General features: G+C 55.1%; 19 protein-coding genes. 11 read left to right on the forward strand and 8 right to left on the reverse strand.

Annotation, left to right across the window (positions count from 1 at the left end; genetic code table 11):
* Positions 1 to 17: 17 nt before the first annotated feature.
* Both PW792_09885 and PW792_09890 read right to left on the reverse strand, forming a co-directional pair.
* On the reverse strand, positions 18 to 716 hold the full coding sequence (locus PW792_09885; protein MDE1162238.1) for a response regulator transcription factor: 699 nt from the start codon (positions 714 to 716) through the stop codon (positions 18 to 20).
* Positions 713 to 1,843 (reverse strand): universal stress protein, encoded by a 1,131-nt coding sequence (locus tag PW792_09890; GenBank protein MDE1162239.1) that lies wholly within the window; start codon positions 1,841 to 1,843, stop codon positions 713 to 715. The genes PW792_09885 and PW792_09890 overlap by 4 nt, the downstream gene beginning before the upstream one ends.
* Positions 1,844 to 1,859: 16 nt before the next feature.
* On the opposite strand from PW792_09890, the gene PW792_09895 reads away from it, so the two are divergent.
* From PW792_09895 to PW792_09910, 4 genes are all read left to right on the forward strand, one after another.
* Positions 1,860 to 3,290 (forward strand): DUF4118 domain-containing protein, encoded by a 1,431-nt coding sequence (locus tag PW792_09895; GenBank protein ID MDE1162240.1) that lies wholly within the window; start codon positions 1,860 to 1,862, stop codon positions 3,288 to 3,290.
* Between the two features lie 155 nt (positions 3,291 to 3,445).
* A complete protein-coding gene (locus PW792_09900) occupies positions 3,446 to 4,786 on the forward strand; it encodes a TolC family protein (protein MDE1162241.1) in 1,341 nt (446 codons plus the stop codon).
* Positions 4,787 to 4,807: 21 nt separating this feature from the next.
* Complete coding sequence (locus PW792_09905) at positions 4,808 to 6,064, forward strand: efflux RND transporter periplasmic adaptor subunit (GenBank protein ID MDE1162242.1); 1,257 nt, start codon at positions 4,808 to 4,810, stop codon at positions 6,062 to 6,064.
* A complete protein-coding gene (locus PW792_09910; GenBank protein ID MDE1162243.1) occupies positions 6,061 to 9,144 on the forward strand; it encodes an efflux RND transporter permease subunit in 3,084 nt (1,027 codons plus the stop codon). The genes PW792_09905 and PW792_09910 overlap by 4 nt, the downstream gene beginning before the upstream one ends.
* A gap of 57 nt (positions 9,145 to 9,201) precedes the next feature.
* On the opposite strand, the gene PW792_09915 is transcribed toward PW792_09910, so the two are convergent.
* The 4 genes from PW792_09915 to PW792_09930 form a co-directional block, all read right to left on the reverse strand.
* Positions 9,202 to 10,215, reverse strand: a complete 1,014-nt coding sequence (locus PW792_09915) for a YncE family protein (protein MDE1162244.1) — start codon at positions 10,213 to 10,215, stop codon at positions 9,202 to 9,204.
* 63 nt (positions 10,216 to 10,278) lie between these two features.
* Complete coding sequence (locus tag PW792_09920; protein MDE1162245.1) at positions 10,279 to 11,691, reverse strand: HAMP domain-containing sensor histidine kinase; 1,413 nt, start codon at positions 11,689 to 11,691, stop codon at positions 10,279 to 10,281.
* Positions 11,675 to 12,367 carry a response regulator transcription factor gene (locus PW792_09925; GenBank protein ID MDE1162246.1) on the reverse strand — a complete coding sequence of 231 codons (693 nt, stop codon included), beginning with the start codon at positions 12,365 to 12,367 and terminating at the stop codon, positions 11,675 to 11,677. Before PW792_09925 ends, PW792_09920 begins: the two co-directional genes overlap by 17 nt.
* A 207-nt stretch (positions 12,368 to 12,574) precedes the next feature.
* Positions 12,575 to 13,486 (reverse strand): AraC family transcriptional regulator, encoded by a 912-nt coding sequence (locus PW792_09930; protein ID MDE1162247.1) that lies wholly within the window; start codon positions 13,484 to 13,486, stop codon positions 12,575 to 12,577.
* Positions 13,487 to 13,618: 132 nt separating this feature from the next.
* Here PW792_09930 and PW792_09935 point away from each other — a divergent pair, with 132 nt between their 5' ends.
* Positions 13,619 to 14,311: a type 1 glutamine amidotransferase domain-containing protein gene (locus tag PW792_09935; protein MDE1162248.1), complete on the forward strand. Its 693-nt coding sequence runs from the start codon at positions 13,619 to 13,621 to the stop codon at positions 14,309 to 14,311.
* Between the two features lie 140 nt (positions 14,312 to 14,451).
* Here PW792_09935 and PW792_09940 read toward each other — a convergent pair whose 3' ends face one another.
* Both PW792_09940 and PW792_09945 read right to left on the reverse strand, forming a co-directional pair.
* Entirely contained in the window at positions 14,452 to 16,305 is a 1,854-nt protein-coding gene (locus PW792_09940) for a hypothetical protein (protein ID MDE1162249.1), read from the reverse strand.
* Between the two features lie 160 nt (positions 16,306 to 16,465).
* Positions 16,466 to 17,605 (reverse strand): hypothetical protein, encoded by a 1,140-nt coding sequence (locus PW792_09945; protein ID MDE1162250.1) that lies wholly within the window; start codon positions 17,603 to 17,605, stop codon positions 16,466 to 16,468.
* A 188-nt stretch (positions 17,606 to 17,793) separates the two neighbouring features.
* Here PW792_09945 and PW792_09950 point away from each other — a divergent pair, with 188 nt between their 5' ends.
* From PW792_09950 to PW792_09975, 6 genes are all read left to right on the forward strand, one after another.
* Positions 17,794 to 18,792, forward strand: a complete 999-nt coding sequence (locus PW792_09950; protein ID MDE1162251.1) for a formylglycine-generating enzyme family protein — start codon at positions 17,794 to 17,796, stop codon at positions 18,790 to 18,792.
* A 760-nt stretch (positions 18,793 to 19,552) separates the two neighbouring features.
* Entirely contained in the window at positions 19,553 to 20,275 is a 723-nt protein-coding gene (locus tag PW792_09955; protein ID MDE1162252.1) for a carboxymuconolactone decarboxylase family protein, read from the forward strand.
* A 17-nt stretch (positions 20,276 to 20,292) separates the two neighbouring features.
* A complete protein-coding gene (locus tag PW792_09960) occupies positions 20,293 to 20,607 on the forward strand; it encodes a DUF2255 family protein (GenBank protein ID MDE1162253.1) in 315 nt (104 codons plus the stop codon).
* A 112-nt stretch (positions 20,608 to 20,719) separates the two neighbouring features.
* Complete coding sequence (locus PW792_09965) at positions 20,720 to 21,118, forward strand: cupin domain-containing protein (GenBank protein MDE1162254.1); 399 nt, start codon at positions 20,720 to 20,722, stop codon at positions 21,116 to 21,118.
* A 253-nt stretch (positions 21,119 to 21,371) separates the two neighbouring features.
* A complete protein-coding gene (locus tag PW792_09970; GenBank protein ID MDE1162255.1) occupies positions 21,372 to 22,022 on the forward strand; it encodes a (2Fe-2S)-binding protein in 651 nt (216 codons plus the stop codon).
* Positions 22,023 to 22,035: 13 nt separating this feature from the next.
* On the forward strand, positions 22,036 to 23,043 hold the full coding sequence (locus PW792_09975; protein MDE1162256.1) for a xanthine dehydrogenase family protein subunit M: 1,008 nt from the start codon (positions 22,036 to 22,038) through the stop codon (positions 23,041 to 23,043).
* The last annotated feature ends 2 nt before the right edge of the window (positions 23,044 to 23,045 follow it).

The raw sequence follows: 23,045 nt of genomic DNA on the forward strand, positions 1-23,045 counted from the left end.
GAAACCATAAGTTCCGCTTAGGTTGCAGCCTGAAGAAATCCCTCAGGATGGAAGCGATACCCCACCCAGGGTTCACTTTGGATATACCGCTTGCCTTCTGCTCGTTCGATCTTCTTTCTAAGCCCAGCGATAAGCACCCGGAGGTACTCCGGTTGGTCCTCACCTGCTGAACCCCAGATGGCTTTCAAAAGCACTTTGTGTGTCAGCACCTTGCCCGAAGCGCGTGCCAGCAGAAGTATTAGCTCAAACTCTTTTGGTGTGAGGTGCACAGGCACGCCCTGTACCGAAACGCTATGAGCTTCTGCATCCACGACGAAATCACCAACTTCAATATGGGCTGCCTCGACCAGCGTGCCAGGGAGACGGCGAAGTTGAGCGCGCACACGCGCCAAAAGCTCAGGCATGCTGAATGGCTTGGTGAGATAGTCATCGGCGCCCTCATCAAGCGCGCTCACCTTCATGACATCGGTGTCGCGGACGCTAAGGACGATGATGGGTGTTGTTCCTGACCGGCGCACAGCCCGCGTCAACTCAAGACCATTCATCGAAGGCATCGCGAGATCTGTGATGATCAGATCGGGCCGCTCGCTTTCGTACTGCCTCAGGCCGTCTTCTCCATCGGTTGCAAGGATGACCTCGTATCCGCTGCTCTGAAGAGAAGCTCTAAGCATTCGTCGGATTTGCGGCTCGTCGTCGATAACAAGAATGCGGTTCAATGTTTCTCCTGCGTCACGATGTGAAGGTCGACATGCGGGGCCTCTGACATAAGTTTCTGGACCGCGAGGTAATAGAAATAACTTCTAAGACCGTGTGTCGCTGAACGCCCCACAATCGCTTGTGTGATTCTATTTTCGCGTATGAACGACGCTGTTGCGCGAGCGGTATCCGAGCCCGTGAGCTCGATTACAGAGGCCCCGATATTTCTTGAAAATTGCAGACTGGCTTCCAGGGTTCGCTTACGATCGGGTTCCGCGTCCCGGCTGCTGGCGACGTGCAGCACGTAGAGTTCTGCATTCAGCGCTTCGGCCAGACGGGCACCACGCGCGATGAGATCGTGTGCCTGCGAGTTCGAGCTGATGCAAACGGCGATCTTCTCGGCAACACTCCAGTGAGCTCCAAGATTCTTCCTCTTCACGTAGTCGTCGAGGCTACGGTCCACAGCACGGGTGACGCGCTGCAGCGCCATTTCTCGAAGAGCGATGAGGTTGCCACGTCGGAAGAAATTTGAAAGAGAGCGCTCGACGCGCTCCATTGGATAGATATCCCCGCGACGCATGCGTGTTACAAGAGCTTCCGGCGTGAGGTCGCTGATGACGATCTCGTCCGCACGATCCAGCACCCAATCGGGTACCTGCTCGCGAACAGTCACCCCTGTCAACGCCTGCACTCGGGACGTAAGACTCTCGATGTGCTGAATGTTGATCGTACTCAGAACGTCAATCTTGTTTTCAAGCAGTAAGAGCACATCTTCATAGCGCTTCGCAAAACGGCTACCCTCAACGTTGGTGTGGGCGAGTTCGTCGACCAGGACAACTTGAGGCATGCGAGCGAGTATGGCATCGACGTCCATCTCGACAAAGAGTGTCCCTTTATAATCGAGCTCTCTGAGGGGGACAGGCTCCAGCTTGCCCGCGAGTTCAGCAGTACCTGCGCGGCCATGCGTCTCGATGACACCAAGTACGACATCCTCGCCACGGCTACGTCTCCGGATACCCTCACTCAACATGCTGAAGGTCTTGCCCACGCCTGGGGCGTAGCCGAGGAACACTTTGAAGCGCCCCTTCTGCTTTTCGGTCTCGGCGGTGTGCAACCAGTCCTCTGGTGATTTCGTCGGAATGCTCAAGTCGTACAATCCCTCCATGAACTCGCGCCGCACGCTCGTGATGACAAGGTGGCTGCTGGCGACATTGTCTCTCGCCGGAATTGTACTCGCCTACAAGAGATGGCTTCATGTGAACCCGACCACCATCGCGCTGTCCCTACTGCTGCTCGTACTGGTTCTGGCGGCAAAATGGGGCCTTCGCTATGCGGTTGTCATCTCCATTGCAGCCGCGGCCTGCTACAACTTTTTCTTCCTTCCTCCGTTCGACACCTTCACGATAGCCGACACACAGAACTGGCTCGCGCTTCTCGCTTTTCTAGCTACGTCCATCATTGCGAGCCGACTATCGCAGCGTGTTCGAGATGAGGCCGATGAGGCGAGGGTCAAGCAGCGAGAACTGGATACTCTGTTTCGCTTGAGTCGCGAGCTTCTACAGTCTGAAAGTGTTGCAGCACTTCTCAGTTCCCTGCCTGCAACCGTCGTAGGCATCACGTCAGCCGTAGCTGGGTACCTGTACCTGATCGACGGCAATCGCCTCTATCAGGCTGGCGCTGCGTCTGTTTCCGAAGTGGAACTCCCACATTTCGCCAAACTGGCAAATTCGCTGACAACAACGCAAAGAGAAGACGACAGCCTTCTGGTTCCGATAAGGTCTGGAGTGCGTCCGCGCGGGTTGTTCGTATTGCGCTTGCCAGAAATTTCGAAAGAGACAGCAGATGCGATGGCTAGTCTGATCTCTCTCGCGTTGGACAGGGCGCAGGCTCTGGAAACGCTTGCACGCGGTGATGCGGCGAAAGAGAGTGAACGCCTGCGTACCCTGATGATCGATTCGATCACCCACGAACTGAGGACGCCGCTCACGTCAATAAAAGGCGCAGCCACGACCCTGCTCGCGGGACCTATCGGCAGCGAACAAACTCATGAGTTGCTCAGCATCATCGATGAAGAGAGTGACAGGTTGAACCACCTGGTGTCTGAAGCGGTTGAGATGTCTCAACTCGATACGCAGCAGGTTCAGATGCATATTCAGAGTAAAAATGTACGGCTTCTCGTAGACGATGCCCTAGAAACATGCGGGTTGAGCAGAACCGGACGCCCTCTTCGTATTGAGGTCGACGGCTCGCTCCATGTGTCGGTAGACCCTACGTTTTTCAAGAAAGCGCTGTGCAATCTGCTTGAAAATGCGGCCAAGTATTCCGACGAAGGAACGCCTATTTCGATCTTTGCCAGCATGGCTGATAACCGGCTGATGCTGAGCGTCGCCGATCAGGGAGTCGGAATTGATGAATCAGAGCAGGGATTGATTTTCGAACGATTCTATCGATCTCACTTCCGTACGAGTGGTGTATCCGGAACCGGTATGGGGCTCGCGATTAGCCGGGCAATCATCCATGCCCACGGTGGGGAGCTTACGGTGATGAGTCAACTCTCGCGAGGCTCCGTCTTCACTATTTCCCTTCCCCAATAGGGTTTCAGGCGCCGCGTAGACGTCTCGAAGACCAGGTTTCCGCCCTATGGACCTGAGAGGACGTGGCGGCCTGATGAGTCGGAACGACGCGGCTGGTTCAGCCAACGGACAAATCCCTTCAGTCGCTCTTAAGCTCGCCTATCTACCTTATGAGGATGAAAAGTACGCGTGCGCACTCTGCGGCTAACATTCTCCTAGCCCTGGGCTCAATCTCCTGTTCCGCGACCATTCCGGCACAGACGCCGAGTTCACCGCGCATCACACTGAATGAAGCAATCAATAGAGCAAAGTCAAATGAAGTGAACTTTGCGTCTGCGGTTGCAGCGTCGGGCAGCGCAAGAATCGATGCCTACCTCGCGAAAGCGAGTCTGCTGCCTTCGGTGACTTACCACAATCAGATGCTCTACACGCAACCGAACGGGCAGACCAATCAAGGTGGTCAATCCGGGACGCAGGCATCTCCTGTATTTATTGCAAACAATTCCATTCATGAATATGTCAGCCAGGCTTCCATAGATGAAAGGATCGGCCTCAAACAATTTTCGGACGCTGCGCTCGCTTCGGCAAACGCTGCAAAGGCTGCAGCGGAGTTAGAAGTCGCGCGACGAGGACTTGTTTCGACGATTGTCACGCTCTACTACTCGGTTTCCACAAGCGATAGGAAGCAGGTGCTGCTGGCGGAAGCGTTACTGGAAGCGCAGAGCTTCACAGAGATGACCCGACGTCGAGAAGCTGCTCGCGAGGTTGCGCATGCTGATGTGGTGAAAGCACTTCTTCAGCAACAGCAGAAGCAGCGTGACCTGAATGATGCGGTGATTGCAGCACAGAGGGCGAAGCTCGAACTCGCAGTTCTGATCTTTCCTGATCCTCGGACACCATACACAACGGAAGCTCCCTCCGCGCAGATCAACTTGCCAACGAAGGATGAAGTCAACCGTCTTGCCAGTGAGAGGAATCCTGAAATTCGAAGTGCCCTGGCTGGCATGAAAGCAGCGAACGCGAGTGTGCGATCAGCTAAAGCAGCTTATCTTCCGGATGTGGGCTTGAACTTTACGTATGGTATCGACGCTCCGCAGTTTGCGAAACGAGGCCCCGAAGATGTCAGGAATCTTGGCTACTCGATCAGCGGGACGCTGGACATACCGGTCTGGGATTGGTTTTCGACTCAGAAGAAGATCAAGCAAAGCCAACTCTTGCGTGATGCAGCGAAAGTTACGCTGACGGCGACGCAACGACGACTAGTGGCCAACCTCGAAGAGTCCTACGTGGAGGCGGTTGCCGCGCGAGATCAGCTGGCCTTACTCGACCAGAGCGTACAAATCGCGGAAGAGAGTCTGCGGCTTACGAAGCTTCGCTATTCAGCTGGTGAGTCTACGGCCCTTGAGGTTGTCGACGCACAGAATGCATACCTGGTCACGGAGACAGAGCAGGCCGATGGACAGATTCGCTATGAAACATCACTGGCTGCGTTACAGCTACTCACGGGGACGATCTAGATGATACGAAACGAGAACATAATGCTCAAACCCCGGTCCATCGCAGCGGTTCTTGTCGTGGGACTGCTTTGCCAGGCCACCCTCATTGGCTGCAAGAAAAGTGCTGATGCAGAATCCGCACCTCTAGTGACTGTTCAAGCAGAACGTCCTGAGTTGGGAGATATATCTGAGCACATTTCCGCCGATGCAACTCTTTCCCCTCTGACACAAGCTGCAATCTCTCCAAAGATCACGGCGCCAGTGAAAGCTTTTTATGTGCAGCGTGGTTCAAAGGTAAAGGCGGGTCAGTTACTAGCTACGCTAGAGAATCGTGATCTGACCGGGCTCGCTCTGGACAGCAAAGGCCAATACGACGCGGCCCAAGCGAGCTATGACCTCCAGTCCAAGGCGCAGGTTCCCGAGGAGTATGCAAAGGCTGAACTCGACGTCGCGCAGACGAAAGCGCAGCTTCATTTGCAGGGGGAGATTGCCGCATCGAGACAAAAACTCTTTCGTCAGGGAGCGATTGCAGGGCGAGAGTACGACATGGCCGTCGCCGCTTTGACCCAAGCGCAAGCAGCGTATGACAACGCTCGAAATCACCTGACCGCTCTGAGGAATGTAAGCCGGAAGGCGGCAGTCCAACAGGCTCTGGGACAGCTTTCTTCTGCAAGAGGAAAGTATCAGGCAGCGGAGGCACAAGTCTCTTACTCCAAAATTATCAGCCCAATATCAGGCGTGGTCACAGATCGCGCCCTTTTCCCAGGCGAGACAGCATCCTCCGGCAGTCCATTACTCACGGTGATGGATACCTCTGCGCTGTTGGCCAAGGTGCACCTCTCGCAGATCATTGCTCAACGCCTGAGTTTGGGTGACTCCGCACAGATGGCGATTCCTGGAATTGACGGAGGTGTTCCAGCAAGAGTAACGCTCATCAGCCCAGCGCTTGATCCGGGCAGTACAACGGTTGAAGTGTGGATCAAGGTTGAGAACGTATCTGGAACATTTAAAGCTGGCACTCCGGTGCGTGTGTCGGTCATCGGCAGGACTGTGGCGAAAGCGGTGAAGATTCCCCTCACCGCTGTGCTCACGAATGAGGACGGAACGAAAAGTGTCATGGTGGTTCAATCTAATGGCAATGCCCACAAGATCAACGTAGTACTCGGGATCAAAGATGGAGAGGACGTAGAGGTCACCCAAGGGCTCTCCAGCCAGGAGATGGTCATCACGACTGGAGCGTATGGGTTAGAGGACGGCACGAAGGTCAAGGTGGGCAAACTAGAAGAGGAGGCCAAATGAGCACGAGCACCTCTTCCACAACGTTCTGGGTCGCAAGGTTTCGTGGCCCAATTTTCTTCTTCCTGATCGTCCTTTCCCTTGTCGGAATCTATGCGGCTCAACAGGTTCCGATCTCCGTCTTTCCCGACACGAACTTCCCGCGGGTTGTCATTGGTGTCGACAACGGCGTGATGCCCGTTGAACAAATGCAGGTAACGATCACAAAGCCAATCGAAGATGCCGTGAACTCTGTGCCGGGGCTTGCCACAGTGCGGTCAACAACCAGCCGTGGTTCTGCAGAAGTGAGTTTGTTTTTTGACTGGAATGTGGACATGTTCCGCACGCTGCAGCTTGTTGACGCAGCCATCAGCAAGGCAAGGCAGACATTGCCCGCTACTGCAACGATCACAACGAACAGGCTGACCTTCGCGACGTTTCCGATCCTCGGTTACAGCCTGACCTCGAATCAACTCTCGCAGACGCAGCTCTGGGAACTCGCAACGTATCAACTCAAGCCGCCGATGAACCGGGTTCCAGGCGTGAGCACCGTGACCGTGCAGGGCGGCAAGGTTCCCGAGTTCCATCTGGTGCCCAACATGGCGAAGATGCAGACGGCGAATGTGACAATCCTCGATCTCGTCAATGCTGTTCAAGCGTCAAACATCATTGACTCCCCCGGATTGTACGAAGAGAACCATCAACTGATTCTCGGCCTGGTGGGCGCACAGGCGCACGATGCAAACGAGTTGGGTCGGATGGTCGTGAAGACAACATTGACTGGAGTTCCGGTGCGCGTCAGCGACGTGGCAACCGTGGAACAAGGCGTGATGCCGGTCTACACGACGGTGACGGCCGGAAAACAACCAGCAGTTCTGTTGAATATCGCGCGTCAACCGTCAAGCAACACTGTTGCCGTAGCGGACGCGGTAGCAGCGCAGGTTCAACAACTGAAACAAGCCCTGCCTGCAGGAGTGGAACTCAGGCCGTACTACGATCAGTCCGAGCTGGTTCGCGAGAGCATTCGTAGCGTGCGCGATGCCATCCTGATCGGGCTTGCCCTGGCTTGCATCATCTTATTTCTGTTTCTGGGAGACTGGACCTCGTCGTTAGTTGCCGCGTTGGTCATACCCGTCACGGTGGCAATCACAATCCTTTTCCTGTGGGCCATTGGCGAGAGCTTCAATTTGATGACGCTGGGAGGGCTTGCCGCAGCCATCGGTCTGGTTATCGACGATGCCATCGTCGTAGTCGAGAACATCGTTCTGCATCGCGACAGTGGGAAGACTCGCAATGTGGCCGCACAACTTGCGCTCAAAGAAATCCTTGTACCGCTTGTCGCATCAACGGTTACGCCCGTAGTTGTTTTCCTGCCACTGGTTCATGTAACCGGCGTGACAGGCAGCTTTTTTCGGGCGCTGGCAATCACGATGACCGTGGCACTGCTCACATCACTGCTTCTGGCCGTTACATGGACACCTGCTCTCAGCCTGGCGATCCTCCACGAAAAGAAGATCGCAACCGCCGACCACGAAGAGCACGGCAAGATGATGGCCTGGATTATTCGATCTCACTCTAAGGTTCTCCATTGGGCATTATCGAAACCAGTTGCGCTTCTTATGTGCTGCCTTCTGCTAGTGACAGGCACATACTTCGGGTATCGCTCGCTTGGTTCGGATTTGCTGCCTGAGATGGATGAGGGCGGCTTCATCATGGACTACATCATGCCTGCTGGGAGCTCACTCACAGAGACGAATAGAGTCCTGGAGCATGTCGATCAGATACTGCATTCCATGCCTGAAGTTGAAAGCACATCGCGAAGAACCGGGCTGCAGATGGGGCTTGCCGCTGTTACCGAAGCCAACACAGGCGATATCACGATCCATTTGAAGACGAAGCGCAATCGAGGTATCGATGAAGTGATCGCTGAGGCTCGCGCCGAGGTTCAAAAGAAAGAGCCTGAACTCGATGTCGAATTTGTGCAAGTGTTGCAAGACATGATCAACGATCTATCAAACGCTCCAGAGCCGATTCAAATCAAACTCTTCGCGAACGATCCGACCATTCTTCAAAATGTAGCTCCACGAGTGGGAGACGCAATCAGCAAGATACCGGGTGTGGTCAGTGTGGAGAATGGAATTGACAACACGATAAGCGGACCGGCCATGAGCTTTCAGGTTGATCCCACCATTGCCGGCAGAATGGGTTTTACGCCTCAGGAAGTAGCGGAAGACGCTACCTCTATTCTTGACGGGGTTACGGTAGCTGATCCTGTGATTGCGAACAGTCGTCCGTACACCGTGCGCGTGCGACTCGGAGAGGAGACCAGACAGTCTCTCGATACGATTGAGAACACGGTGTTCAACAGTGCGACAGGAAAGCTCGCGACTCTTGGCTCACTGGCACAGATCACTCAACTTCCTCCTCAAAACGAAATCAAACGAGAGAACCTGCAGCGTCTGGTCGTCGTAACCGCTCAATTGCAAGGCTCAGATCTTGGTACAGCCATCGCGAACGTTCAGCGAGCAATCTCCGCGATGCATATTCCAGCGACCGTCAAAGTGGAGTACGGAGGAACCTATCAGGAACAGCAGCACTCATTCCATCAGCTATTACAAGTCCTTGTTATCTCACTCGCTTTGGTCTTCGGCGTCCTGCTCTTAGAGTTCAGGAACTTCTCAGCGCCCATAGCGATTTTGACGTCGTCGGTTCTATCGGTTGGAGGCGTTGTTGCGGCGCTACTCGTTACGGGCATCACGTTCAACGTGGCCTCTTTCATGGGATTGATTATGGTCATCGGCATTGTGGCGAAGAATGGCATTCTCCTGCTAGATGCCGATGAACGCTTCCGCAACGAGGGCCTCTCAGCGCGCGATGCGATGCAACAAGCCGCCCAGAGAAGATTGCGGCCCATTATGATGACGGCAATCGCCGCAATCTGTGGAATGCTTCCGCTGGCTTTCGCGTTGGGTTCAGGCTCTCAGATGCTTCAGCCACTCGCCGTCGCAGTGATCGGTGGACTGCTGATCTCGATGGCTCTAAGCCTGATCGTGACACCGCTCATCTATTACCTGCTAACGGCGCGGCGCGAAGAGACCGTCTGAAACTGATCATACGAAAGAGGCCCGCGCGATATCGCGTGGGCCTCTTTCGTACTCTGATTACTTGCTGACGACAAGAATCTCGAAGGTGTCCGGAAGGACAGGTGGCCTTGAGTGTGCGTTCCCTGCCATAGGAGAGGGCGCGACACCATACTTCGCAACGGAAAGATAGATTCGACCAGAAGAGGCATCGAAGGCCATCGTTCTCGCCCCCTTCATCGTCTTGACGGTCTCGATAGTGGGAAAACCAGGCTTGGATGTATCGACAACGGAGAGGGTTCCATCACCGTTGGAAGAAAACGCATCCTTCGAGTTCGGATCAAACCCGGCTGCATCTGGCGATTCCCCTATGGAAGCGAGTCCTAACAGCTTGCCGGTATCGTAGTCGATCACAGACATCTTCTTTCCATCACACACCGAGAAGAGCCTGTGCTTCTTGCGATCAATTGCCATGCCAGAGGGAGATTCGCACCCGGCAAGGCTCCAGGTTGTCACGACCCTCCTGGTCTTTGCGTCGAGAACCGCAATGACATTCTTGTCTTCGATATTCACAAAAACACGTCCCTTGCCATCCACCTGCGGAAACTCTGGCTTTCCAGGAAGCGCAATCGTAGCCGTAACCTGATTCGTCTCTGCATTCATGACCGTAACATTGTTGCTGTGGCCGTTAAATCCCCAGACAGTTGAAGTCGCCGGTTCAAACGTAATGCCGTCGGGATTTGTTCCAGCAGGGATTGTTTGCAGAACCTTCAGGCTTACGCAATCAAAGACAACAATCGCGTTGCCAGCACCATCGCTGGCGTAAGCCGTTTTCCCATCTGGATTTAATGCGATTCCATGAGTGCTTTTCAGGCCAGTGACAGCTCCGAGATGCTGACCACTGCTTGTGTCCAGAACCTCGACTCTGGAATTGTGCGTAACGTACAAGCGATGGTTTGCATCATCACTGAGGAGATAGTCCCAGCCGCCTTGACCACCTACCTTCCAGTGATCAGAGACTTTGAAAGTTTGAGCAGCTATTGGAAGAGAAAGGCTGAATACAGTAATTGCAATGCCCCATCGCAGCGATGGCATATTGGACACTCCTGATTGTGAGCTCGATACGATGACCGGCCCGATGAGTATTGCGGCTCTGGCTTAATCGACGCTGAATCCCGGGTCGTTTTCTGACACAAGTGGTAGCTCGACTCTGACTTCGGCTCCAGCTACCGCATTGTTTGCGATCGAAATGCTGCCCCCAGCCCGGTCGCAGATCGCCTTGCAGATAGAGAGACCTAACCCAGTCCCACCGCTCTTTCTGCTCCTTGAAGGGTCTCCGCGATAAAACGCCTCGAAGAGAAACGGCAGTTCCGCTTCATCAACTCCGCTACCAGAATCTCTTATCGATATCACACAGTGCGATTCTTCCACGTCACACTGGATGCTTACCGTCGAGTGCTCCTCTGTGTAATAAATCGCATTGACCAGGAGGTTGGAACACAGCAGGAAAGCATCTCGAGAATCACAATGGACTTGCGCAGGTTGGATGACGGCTGCCTCAAGAGCAACACCTTTGACTTCGGCTGCTGGTTCGGCCTGCTGCATCGCCTGCATCAGGACTTCAGCAATGTTGCATGCTATGTGCTCGCCGATGATGGGCTGTTCAAGCCTCGCAAGCGTGAGCATTCGCTGGACTGTCTCTTCAAGACGTGCGAGATCTTTCAGGCCGATAGAAACGCCACTGCGATACTCCTCATTGGTCCGCGGCTTCATGGAGAGTAGTTGAAATGATGATTTGACGATCGCGAGATCGGTCTTCAATTCGTGTGCCGCATCGCTTGTGAAACGTTTTTGCTGTTTGAAAGAGCTATGCAATCGCTGCATCGCTCGCTCCAAAGCTGCAACGAGAGGTCGAAGCTCAATGACTTCACGAGCTTCCTCGGGCGGAGTAAATGTCCACTCGTAAACGCTGATTCCTTCGGCAGCCTCCGCAAGTTGGTGTATCGGATGGGTTAGTTTTCGAATCAGCGCAATCAGCAGCAATGCCGTCAGCGTGAGCAAAACAAAAGCGGCTATTGAGAAGAAACGAATCGCTTCCCATACTTCATGCCAGACATGACCATCCGGAAGCCCGAACAGGATGCTCACGCGGTGGTGGACACCGCCATTCTCCTTTGGATCAATGATCCGGTCACCTGAGAACGAATAAAAACGATAGGACCGACCGTTCAAGCTCACAGTCTCAAACTGTCCAGAGGGAACGGAAGGGATGGAGAACTCGCCAGAACGTCCAAGTATGCGACCTCTGTCGTCTTGCACAAGGAAGACGGCGTTCTTAGGCAAGACGACGCCACGAAGATCAAGGATCACATTATCTTCGGTGTCATCCGCATCCTGGACACCACCAAACAAGGCGTTCGAAGTCCCCCGCAGTACCGTATCGAAGATTTTGTACTGCACATGCCGCTCGTTCACTGTCACCGCAGTGACCAGCACCAATGCAGCGACACACTCGACCAGCATCACCGCAACGATCAACCGCCGCGTGATTGATCTAGACTTCGGGAGCATCGTGCCTCTCCTGCGTCAGTCGGTAGCCACGATGACGAAGTGTCTCGATCAAGGGTTCGCTGCCAGCAAGTGCTAACTTCTTTCGGAGATTTGACACATGAGCCTCAATAACATTGGAGTGGTGCTCCCAATCGTAATCGTAGAGATGCTCTAGCAATTCCTGCTTGGAGACGATCGCTCGCGGTCGATGAGCAAGATATTCCAGAATTCGATACTCCGTTGGGGAAAGGTCAATGGCTCTACCGTCTCTCTTTACGCTCTGACCGATGGTATCGATCGTCACGTCTGAGATCGAGATCGCTGGAGTAGAGAATCCCTTCGAGCGACGAATGAGCGCCTTCACGCGGGCAATTAGCTCACCAAGATCGAAAGGTTTCGCCAGGTAATCATCCGCACCCCGGTTGAGCAAGTCAACGACTGATTCCTTCCCCTCTTGTGCCGTGAGAATAAGAACCGGGGAATGCTGCCGACGGCTACGAAGTTCTCCGAGGACTGTTTGGCCACTCTTCCCTGGCAACATGAGGTCAAGGATGATGACATCGAAGAAACCCTGCTCCGCCATAAGGGAACCAAGGGCACCATCCGCAGCGTGATCGACGGCGAACCCCACCTCTCGGAGAGCAGCAGAAATATTCTCGGCCAGACGCTTTTCGTCCTCAATCAGCAATAGTCGCATGTACAACCCCAGCTAAAGAATTGTCGCAGGAATCCATTAAGCCTAGCTGAATCAGCCTGAGCCTCCTGCCTTAAGTAAAGTTTCCCTTATGAGGGCAGAATTTTCGTAGCCTATTCGAAGAAGGTTTAGCTCAAGGAGCGAGTGATGGCTACGGCGGATGCAGGAGTCTGCCATGTCTTAGCCTGCTCGCTTATGACGTTCTCGAGCTTAGACACGCGCAGCGTGTAGAGAAGAAACATCGCGCCGCGGTGATGTACCGAATGCACGTGAGTACTCACGACTGAACTGTGAGGGGCTTGCATAGCCAACGTCAAACGCCGCCGTCTCTACATTGGCATCCCCGAACATCATCATCCTTCGCGCTTCAAGGAGCCTGAGCTGTTTCTGGTACTGCAGCGGAGCCATCGATGTCACTGCTTTGAACTGACGAAAGAACGTTGTGGGACTCATGTGTGCAGCGCGCGCGAGGTCTTCCACTCGTAGCGACTCACGGAAGCGATCTCGCAACAAGTGAATTGTCTGCATGAGGTTGCGATCGTGGCCGTTGTTCAACAGCAGGGTCTGTGCACCGCCTGGGCTGCTAAGTAGCCAGAAGCAAATTTCTCGCATGATCGACGGATACAGAGCCTTGATGGCATGAGGGCTGTCAAGTAGACGAACTGCACGAAAGACACAATCGAGCAGCTGATCGTTCATATCCAGAACGAACGCACCGGAGGCCTTCGTTTTCGAGGTCGTCTTCGGCGTCATCGGCATTTCGTCAGCGACCTGCTGCAGAATCTCCAGGTTGAGTTCGCAGACGACTCCAAGATAGGGCTCGCTCCTGCTCACGGCAAAGGCCGTGCCGTTCGATGGCATATCGACCGTAACAACAAGTCCCTGCCCCGTGCCGTAGTCATAACGCTTGGTGCCAAAGGTAGCGAACTTACGGCCTTGCACGGTCACACAAAGCGCTGGCTTGATCATGCATTGCATCGGCTGCTTCATCGGATCGGAGCGCAGGAAGGACAAGCCATCGATCGCAGTCATTACCGCATTGGTTCCGATGCAATCTGCAGTGCGGCGCTGGAGGTCCGCTTTCAGCTCTTCCAGTTTGGGCGAAGACGCTTGCTTCATCATAGATGACGACCATAATTGACATGGAAGGATTAGGCAAGTTTCTGGAAGTCAAAGGCATTCACTTTGCCCCCGGCGAAGACGTACCTTCATCAACAGAGAGATGAACTCTCTGGACTAGGAAAGAGGCTGAAGATGAAGGTTCTGATGGTACTCACGTCGCACGATGAGCTTGGAAACACTGGGAAGAAGACAGGATTCTGGCTTGAAGAGCTTGCCGCTCCTTACTATACCTTCAAAGACGCAGCTGTTGAGATCGTCCTCGCATCGCCCAAGGGCGGGCAGCCGCCGCTTGATCCAAAGAGCGATGAGCCGAACTTCCAGACCGAGACAACACGCCGCTTTAAGGCAGACTCTGAGGCAGCTGCTCAGCTTGCTTCCACCGTTCGTCTCGACTCCGTACGCCAGGAAGACTTCGATACCGTCTTCTACCCGGGTGGTCACGGCCCGCTGTGGGACCTTGCTGAAGACAAGCACTCCATCGCTCTGATCGAAGCATTCATCACCGCTGGCAAACCTATCGCGCTGGTCTGCCATGCTCCGGGTGTTCTGCGTCATGTAAAGACGGCGGATGGTCGTCCGCTCGTTGAAGGCAAGAAGGTCACGGGCTTTACGAACTCCGAAGAAGAGGGTGTTGGGCTCACGAAGGTAGTTCCCTTCCTGGTCGAGGATGAGTTGAAAGCCAAGGGCGGCATTTACTCCAAGGGCGCTGACTGGGGTTCCTACGTCGTCGCGGATGGCCTGCTGCTCACCGGACAGAATCCTGCGTCCTCTGCAGCGGCTGCGGCCTTGCTCATGGAGCAGCTTGTTGAGGCCACAAAGGCATAAGCGACTACGCCATTATGCTCAGGGAGTCGTTTGCGGCTCAACGCACTCCCCATTACCAGCATCTCCGGCACGCAAGCCTGCCCTCTTACAGGCTAGGCTTGCGTGCCGGAGATTGACCTTAAAGAGATCTAAGGAAGTTGCTACACTGCAGCTTCAATGCGCCATGCGCTCTGAGTGCGCACGAGATGGGCGCGCTTGTAGTGAAGTGATGAATCGTTGCGATAGAGAAGGAAAGACCGCGCCCGGTCAACCGGAGGAACCACTTCATCCACCTGCTCTGCAGCCATCGTTCGCTCCTGACTCCTGCGGTCATCAGAAGCAGTCCTCCTTCCCAGCAAATATACGAAGTGGAGTTCGTCCGTGCTGAAGGCTGTGAACCATGGATCAGGAAAGCTTCCCTCAGCCCATCGGAGGAATGCTGTTTCCACATCCAGTATTGCGATGCGGTGGGGGATGCCCTGACCTGCGTTGTACGCGATGAGTGCGACCTGTGCGTTGTCAGGAGAAATACGATGGTCCAACAGCCACATGCCCTCGAGCATTACGCCATCGAGAGAACAGCGGCACACGGTGCGCGCGAGATCCTCATCATTCTGGAGCCAATGAAAGACAAGTCGATGCCCCGCAACAAGAGGTGCGCATTCAAAACTCGGCGAGCCACCGTGCAACGAAATCTTTTCGTGGAAGGTTGCTGGCTTGAAGTGTTCTTCTTTCACCACATAAGCCGCGTCATATAGAAAGCGATCGATACGCCCGTGCGTTTCATCTGACAGACTTGGAAGCGCCAGCAGGCACATTTCAGTCAACGCTTCTGCATCCATCGCTACGATGCCGTCACGCCTGACAAAGGGCTGCGCTCGGGAAAGCGGCTCTCGGTCCTCTACTTTGCTCCAGCCCTGCCCTTTCTGCCACACGAAGTAACTCCGCGTCGCGCCTTCTCTCATCGGCTTGACGCGACATGCAAAGGCCAGCCCATCCTCACGCCAGACAAATTCTGGATAGCGCCTGGAGAGCAGCAGGTCGCTCGACTCACCATCCACAATGAGTTGAAGTTCCGAATCGAATAATGTCTGGTATGGGTCGTCCAGCGCTAACAGACTAGGAGGCAGATAAGGCTTCGCAATGACCGCTGGAGCATAAGGAGGCGGTGCAGGCAGGTCAAACGGGGCGAAGTTGCCTTCAAGTAACTCCCACTGGCTCTGCGGTATTTTCAAATCGACGACGTCAACCATCGTCTCCATGTTGGAATCAGAGAGCAATTCATCGATCCGCATGGTCGTAGAACCGTTATGAACCAATGGGCTGTGCCGCCCTGTAATTGACTCGTTGTCGACGAAGTCAATCTCCCAGAACACATCCGTACCGCGTCGGTAGAGCAAATGCTCCCGGGTGTCAAAAAGAAGCAATCCCCACTGCTGCCGTGAAGGCAGAGGAGCAATAAAGTAGCGACCGTCCGGCGTAAATACAGCGGAGGCCCCGCAACCACAAAGAAGGCTTCCATCGGGGAAAAGATAGTCGCACGTAACAGGGCCGCCCATGGCAATTTCCGACACCCCAAGCACACGCAACGTCTCGCCAGACGGCATGACAGGCGCATCGGCACCCCACGCGCTGCGATGCGGCCGAGCACCTTCCCCTTGTGATTTCACAGGTCTGGCGGCCTTACGGATGCCAAGCTTTGCACGCCACACGTTATGCAGAGAAAGCAGTGCGACAAACACAGCGGCACCCGCTATAAACGCGGGCCACTTCCCCGGAACGAGATGCACAATCATCCGCGTTGCAGCGATGTTGCCGCCCAGCACCCATATGTCCAGAAACGTAACCTTGCGGCGGATTTCGAACTCGATCCATTCCCCGCAAAGAGCAAGCGGCCAATAGGCAAAAGCGAGCCACTGCGGCGCAAGAAACGCCAGAACAATGGGAACAGCAATCTCTGCGCAAATCCTTGCGAGCCCCAACAGAATTTGAAACAAGCTGCGTTCTTTCACCATCGGACCTCATCGTAGAGCAGAACGTTTGAGGCCCAGAGAAAGAGCCAGTTGCTTCTTGGATGCAACAGGATTGCCTGAAGGGGCTCTCACTAGACCCCAGTCCTAATGGTGGCCGTTTAACCAAGACGATGTCCCGGAGAGAACGCCTAACGGTAGGTGCTTAGTGCGCCAGCGGATCTGCAGCAGGCTTGCGATATCTTCCGCTCGAAAGATCACCTTGCGGCGTCAGGGAGCCATCGAAATTGATGACAAGGATCAGTTGCTTGAAGCCGGAAGAGATCTCCGAGCTGAAGTCTGCATCGATGTGTAGGACAGATGGCGAGGAGAGAGAGACGGCGAAAACCGTCTCCTTGTTCTTCGCGTCATCGGGGAGGTGCAGTGAGACGGAAGTAATGCGCCGTCCTTCTGGAAGTGGAAAGAATGCGTATCCATTCACCACAACATCGCTTGCGGACAGCCCTTGATCGTAGATGGCTTTGGCCTGTATGCCTTGTGCGGTCATATCGTGCTGTCGGTCAAGGACAGTCACCGCAACGCCTCGGAATTTTGCCGCGTCTCGTTCCAGATTACCCACGCGGCACTCCTGGGGAACACTGAGGGTTACAGGATCAATGGCTTTTGTCCTGGCGTGATAATACAAATCCAGAAGTGCTTCCCGGCTTTCCTCGTAGTCTGAGAGCGCCTTATCTGTGGCCTGAATGAGTGCTTTGTCCTTCTGCCAATCCGGGTGAGCCTTCAGGCTGTCCAGCGCTGACTGGGCAATCTGGCCTCTCTGTATGGTCAGAGAGCGCGCCTGCTCGATCTCGGCTGCGGTCGGAACTCCATCGCTCGCAGGGCCTCGCTCCCTTTGCAGAGACGTTGCGACATAATCGTTGTCTGATTTTGAGATTGAGTTGATGGGGCACCTATCCCATCGGGCGTCGAGAGCCTTTGTCTCCTGTCGCTGCTCGAACAAAGAAGAGGCGTTCGCATCCCATTCAGTCTTCTCACCCAACTGAAGCGTCACGCCATTCTCTGATGGCCTCTTGCTGTCAAGTGTGACTGTTTTCCCATCGGTACTCCAATGGCCTTCCGCAGTCTGATCCACGGCGCCGTACGAGAGCAGCCACTGGAACTGGCCGTTTGGTTTCAGCAACAGTTCAGAGCCAACCTCTTGCACTTGCGAGAAATAATAGTGGCCAGGAAGATCGTGCGCAGAGGGGAGTGCTTGAGCTCCAGCGGAGATAGCAGACATTGCAACGATCATAGATCCCACATAGGGAGAAAGACCGTTCTTCAAACCACTACGAGAAAAACGCAACGCGCACTCCTAACAATCGAGAGGAAAAGAACTCGCCACCACACCACTCTTGTTGCGTTTCTAAGCAGTCGCATAGGTGTGCGAAGAGGCAGGTTCATTTTAGATCAGGGAATTTTCGGCAGGCCGAAGACAAACAGAGGAAAGAACTGCCATGAGATTTTTTTACCCGAGGCATTTGCCACAGGCAGATGGCATCGGATACTAAAGTCATGGCGTTGAACGACCCAAGCACGAAGCCCTGCTGCACACCCCAAGCCACTCGCACAGGCGAGAGCCGTGATCGGGAGAGTTCGTCTCTGCGAGAAAACGAGACGCAAACTCTGGCACGAATGGTTCGTCTGGATGGTGGATCGTTTCTCATGGGCACGGATCTGAAGGAAGCCTTTGCTGCAGATGGTGAAGGCCCTGTTCGTGAGATTGAGCTTTCTCCTTTCCTGCTCGACCGATTCCCTGTCACCAACGACGTCTTCGCGCACTTCGTGCAGGAGACGGGCTACAAGACCGAGGCCGAAGTCTATGGATGGAGCTTCGTCTTCTGGACGCATATTCCTCCAGAGCGCTTTGCTGAGCTCGTGGACGATACCGTGGCGCAGGCGCAGTGGTGGTGCAAGGTGAACGGTGCTGCGTGGAACACACCCGAAGGCCCGGGATCCGATGTGACGAGCCGCGGAAACTATCCAGTGGTTCACGTGAGTTGGAATGATGCTCAGGCCTTCTGTGCCTGGAGCGGAAATCGTCTGCCCACTGAAGCCGAGTGGGAGTATGCCGCTCGCGGTGGTCTGGTGCAAAAGCTTTATCCGTGGGGCGACGAGCTGTGCCCAAAGGGAGAGCATCGGTGCAACATCTGGCAGGGTATTTTCCCTACGATGGATACGGCTGAAGATGGCTACGCCGGCACATCGCCGGTAGATGCCTATCAGCCCAACGGGTACGGACTGCATTCCATCACCGGCAATGTATGGGAGTGGTGCTCGGACTTCTGGAGCCCAGACTTCCATGTGACGGAGCGAGAAGAGACACGGCGCGATCCTCAAGGCCCTGCAGAGGGAATGGCTATGGTGACGAAGGGCGGCTCCTTCCTTTGCCATGAAAGCTACTGCAACCGCTATCGCTGTGCGGCGCGCAGCTCGAATACACCGGACAGTTCAACGGCCAACACAGGCTTCCGCACAGCTCGCTCACTCTGAGGAACAACCCACCGCAAGTGTGCGTGCGTGTAGACAACAGATGCAGGAGCCATGACCCTGCATCTCATCCTTCGGGAACGTGATCGGCAGTTGACCGCCGGGGTCAAAAATCACCGAACGACAGGCTGGCGGGAGCCTGCCCATCCGCATTGCCGGGCAGTCATGTTTCGAGCACCCCAGCGACATCCTTGAGCCAGGGCATCGCGACCACGCCGCCCGCATTCAATAAATACAACGATATTGTGCGGATTCACTCCAGTGTGTAAGCTCTGCCAATGACAGGAAGAACTCCCCCAGAGTTGAACGCAGATGATCCTCGATTCAAGCATGGTAAGCAGTAGCGAACTCTAGCGCGACAGCCATGCAAGGCACCGAGACCGCCTGGCATCATTGATGAATCTTGCTCACAAGCGCATGCGGAGTCTGACGTACTTCGAAGTGCATGCGACTTGCATCCATTGAAGTATGGATAGCTGCAGCTTCTCCTCTAAATTCACCACACAAACCCGAGCCATCTCGATATGCGCTTTTGCGCTCACCTGCTCTGCTCAGCGCACATACATGGACACAAAGTAAGCGCGAGAGCAGGAAAGAACGCTCTCATGCCGCATACCAACGCAAGGTCTGCTCGCTCTTGCAGCTATGAATCGCAACATTGCCACTGTTGGTTGCCGTCGCCTGCTTCAGGGAGGGATGTCGATCGCGGCTTTCAGAGTTCAGAGTATGGAGTTCTCGCGAACTCTTCGCACAGGAGATAAAGATGACGAATGCAAAGACACTGCCAACCGGCGTCCTCAGCCTTGAAGAGGTGCGCTCCGTCTCACCCGCACTTGCGGCATACACCGAAGGTGCCCTTCTGAACGGACTCTGGTCGCGACCGGCACTGTCCTCCCGCGACCGCAGCCTTCTCACCGTGGCTGCGCTCATTGCGCGCATTCAGACCATTGAGATGCCGTTTCACTTTGCGCTCGCGCTCGACAACGGCGTCAGGCCGTCAGAGCTATCAGAGGCGATCACGCATCTTGCGTTCTACTCCGGTTGGGCGAATGCCATGTCTGCAGTTGCTGTAGCCAAGGATATCTTTCATCAGCGTGGCATTCGGCAGGATCAACTTCCACCTGCCAAAGATAAGCCTTTGCCCGTCGATCAAGCGGCAGAGGACAAGCGGGCCACGGTAGTTGCTGGCAATTTTGCCGCGATCACTCCAGGCCTGGTGCAGAACACCACGGACCTGCTCTTCCTCGATCTCTGGCTTCGTCCTGCACTGGCACCGCGTGACCGCAGTTTGATTACAGTGAGTGCTCTCATCGCTGCCGGGCAGGTTGCACAGATTCCCTTTCACCTTGGCCGTGCCATGGACAACGGTCTGACGGCAGAGGAAGCAGGAGAAATTGTCACGCACATCGCCTTTTACGCAGGTTGGCCGAACGCTTTCTCCGCTGCGCCCGTGGTGAAGGATGTTCTTGAGAAGAGAGCGAAGTAAGGAGAATGTTAGTGAGCATGTGGCAAAAAGAAGAATTCGACAAAACAGCAGCGACTGATGATTTGCATATCACTGCCTACCGCAAAGATGCCAGGACGTTGGGCACGCCTACCTGGATCTGGTCAGTGCGGGTGGATGACAATCTCTACGTGCGGGCCTACAACAGCCAATCTTCGTCGTGGTATCAAGCCTGCCAACAGAAGGCTGGACAGATCAAGGCGGCAGGACTTGTCAAAGACGTTACCTTGGAGCTCGTTCCGGAGAGCACGAACAGAAAATTGATGCAGCTTATAAGGAGAAAGACAGCAGCAATGCCTATCTTGCTCCTATGATTGGCGACAGAGCGAGCTCCGCCACAGTGAAAAATCACCCCAGTCGCACTCTCCTTGTCTTCCATGAAAGGAAGAGCAACACAACCGGCCTCCTGGCTAAAGGAAATCAGGTATGAAGATTCAACGAGTAGGTTCGCAGCCCTCGGCCAAAGGGCCAGAGGATTACTTCACAGGAGCGGTCCGCGTTGATGCGCTCTTCAAATCCGAAGAGCCCGGTCGCTCCTCTGCAGGGCTGGTGACCTTTGAGCCGGGGGCACGCACCGCGTGGCATACGCATCCTCTCGGTCAGGCAATTCTCATCACGGCAGGGTGCGGTTGGGTGCAGCATGAGGGTGGGCCCATCGAAGAAGTTCATCCAGGCGATTCTGTCTGGTTCCCTGCTGGGGAGAAGCACTGGCATGGAGCGACTCCAACAACCGGTATGTCGCACATCGCCGTAACGGAGTGGATGGATGGCAAAGTTGCTGAGTGGCTGGAGAAGGTATCGGACGAACAGTACCGCAAGGTCTGAGGCGCATCGTACAAAGGGCATTATGTGCGCTCCTCTGGCGCACATAATGCTTAACTGTGCAGAGGTAGTCCGATGGGCAAGAAGAACGGAGTATCTCCTGCGGTATTTGCATCATACAAATGATGAGCAGGATGACTCTGTACTTTTACATTATGAAAACGTATTCGAGTCTTTGATCTTCACCTGCCGAAATTGGTTTCATCTGCCCCTGAATTCAATACTCTGATGCCTGCAAGCACGAGGAGGTTCCAACATGTCTGACCACGAAGATCGTCCACTGACATCGCTTGAAAAGCTAAGTCGCCGCTCGTTTCTGACGCGCGCTGGTGCTGCGGGTGTCGCTACCGCAACAGCTACCATCGCGGCTCCTCTGGCAGCCGCAGCGGTTGAAGCCAGATCTCCCGCACAAGAGACGCTGCCTGCCGTTATCCCCGGTACGGTGCCGATTACGCTCAAGGTCAACGGCGAGGTGCATCGCATCCAGGTCGATCCGCGAGCTACCGTTCTTGACACCCTGCGCGAGACGCTACATCTGACCGGCACGAAAAAAGGCTGCGACCACGGCCAGTGTGGTGCGTGCACCGTTCATGTCGATGGCAAGCGTGCTAATAGCTGCCTGCTCTTTGCGACGATGCAGCAAGGGCATGAGATCACCACCATCGAGGGCCTTGGTACACCGGAGAAGATGCATCCCATGCAGGCTGCTTTCGTGGAACACGACGGCTACCAGTGCGGCTACTGCACCAGTGGACAGATCATGTCTGCAGTAGCCCTGTTGCACGAGCCTTGCGGTCCCACAGATAACGACGTGAAGGAAGCACTCAGTGGCAACATCTGTCGCTGCGGCGCCTACCCCAACATCGTTACCGCCGTGCAAAGCTGCCGCACACGATCCAACGCGTAAAGGAGTCAGACCGATGCAACCCTTCGAACTCATCACCGCCGCCAGCATCCCTGACGCGATCAAAGCGCAGTCAAGCTCCCCAACGGCACAGCAAGGTGCGAAGATTCGCTTCATCGCAGGCGGGACGAACCTTGTTGACTTCATGAAGCTCAACGTTGAAACGCCAGCGAAGCTCGTAGACATCAACGGCCTGCCGCTGAATCACGTGGAGCGAAGCGAAACAGGTGGTCTGACGATCGGCGCACTCGCGCGCAATACCGACGTTGCGAACCATGCTGACGTCAAAGCGCAGTACCCTGTGCTCTCTGAGGCCATCCTAAGTGGTGCTTCGGCGCAACTGCGCAACATGGCCTCCACCGCAGGCAACCTGCTGCAGAAAACCCGCTGTGTCTACTACCGAGACACGGCCTACGCCTGCAACAAACGCCAACCGGGTTCCGGTTGCTCGGCCATCGGCGGACACAACCGCATGCTCGCCATCCTGGGCACCAGTGAGAAGTGCATCGCGTCCAATCCCTCGGACCAGAACGTCGCTCTCGCGGCGCTCGAGGCGACGATTCATGTGGCCGGCACAAAGGGTAATCGCGCCATCCCCATCGCGGAGTTCTACACGCTACCAGGCAACACGCCCGAGCGCGAAACGGTGCTCGAACCCGGCGATCTTGTGACGCATGTCTCCATCCCGGCATTGCCTGCGGGCGCAAAGAGTGTCTACCTCAAGCTCCGCGATCGCGCGTCGTATGAATTCGCTCTCGCTTCCGCAGCCATCGTGCTCAAGACCAACGGTGATCGTATTGAGTTCGTCCGCGTCGCGATGGGCGGCGTTGGAGCGATCCCCTGGCGCAGCCACGAGGCAGAGAAAGCACTCCTCGGCAAGTCGGCCACGCCCTTGCACTTCCGCGCAGCGGCAGAGGCCGCACTGCACGTAGCACGTCCACAATCGCAGAACGGCTTCAAAATAGAACTCGCGAAACGCTGCCTGACTGCAGCTCTCACACAAGCCGCACAGCTCAAGGCATAACG

It is taken from the genome of Acidobacteriaceae bacterium (assembly GCA_028283655.1).
GTDB lineage: Bacteria > Acidobacteriota > Terriglobia > Terriglobales > Acidobacteriaceae > Granulicella.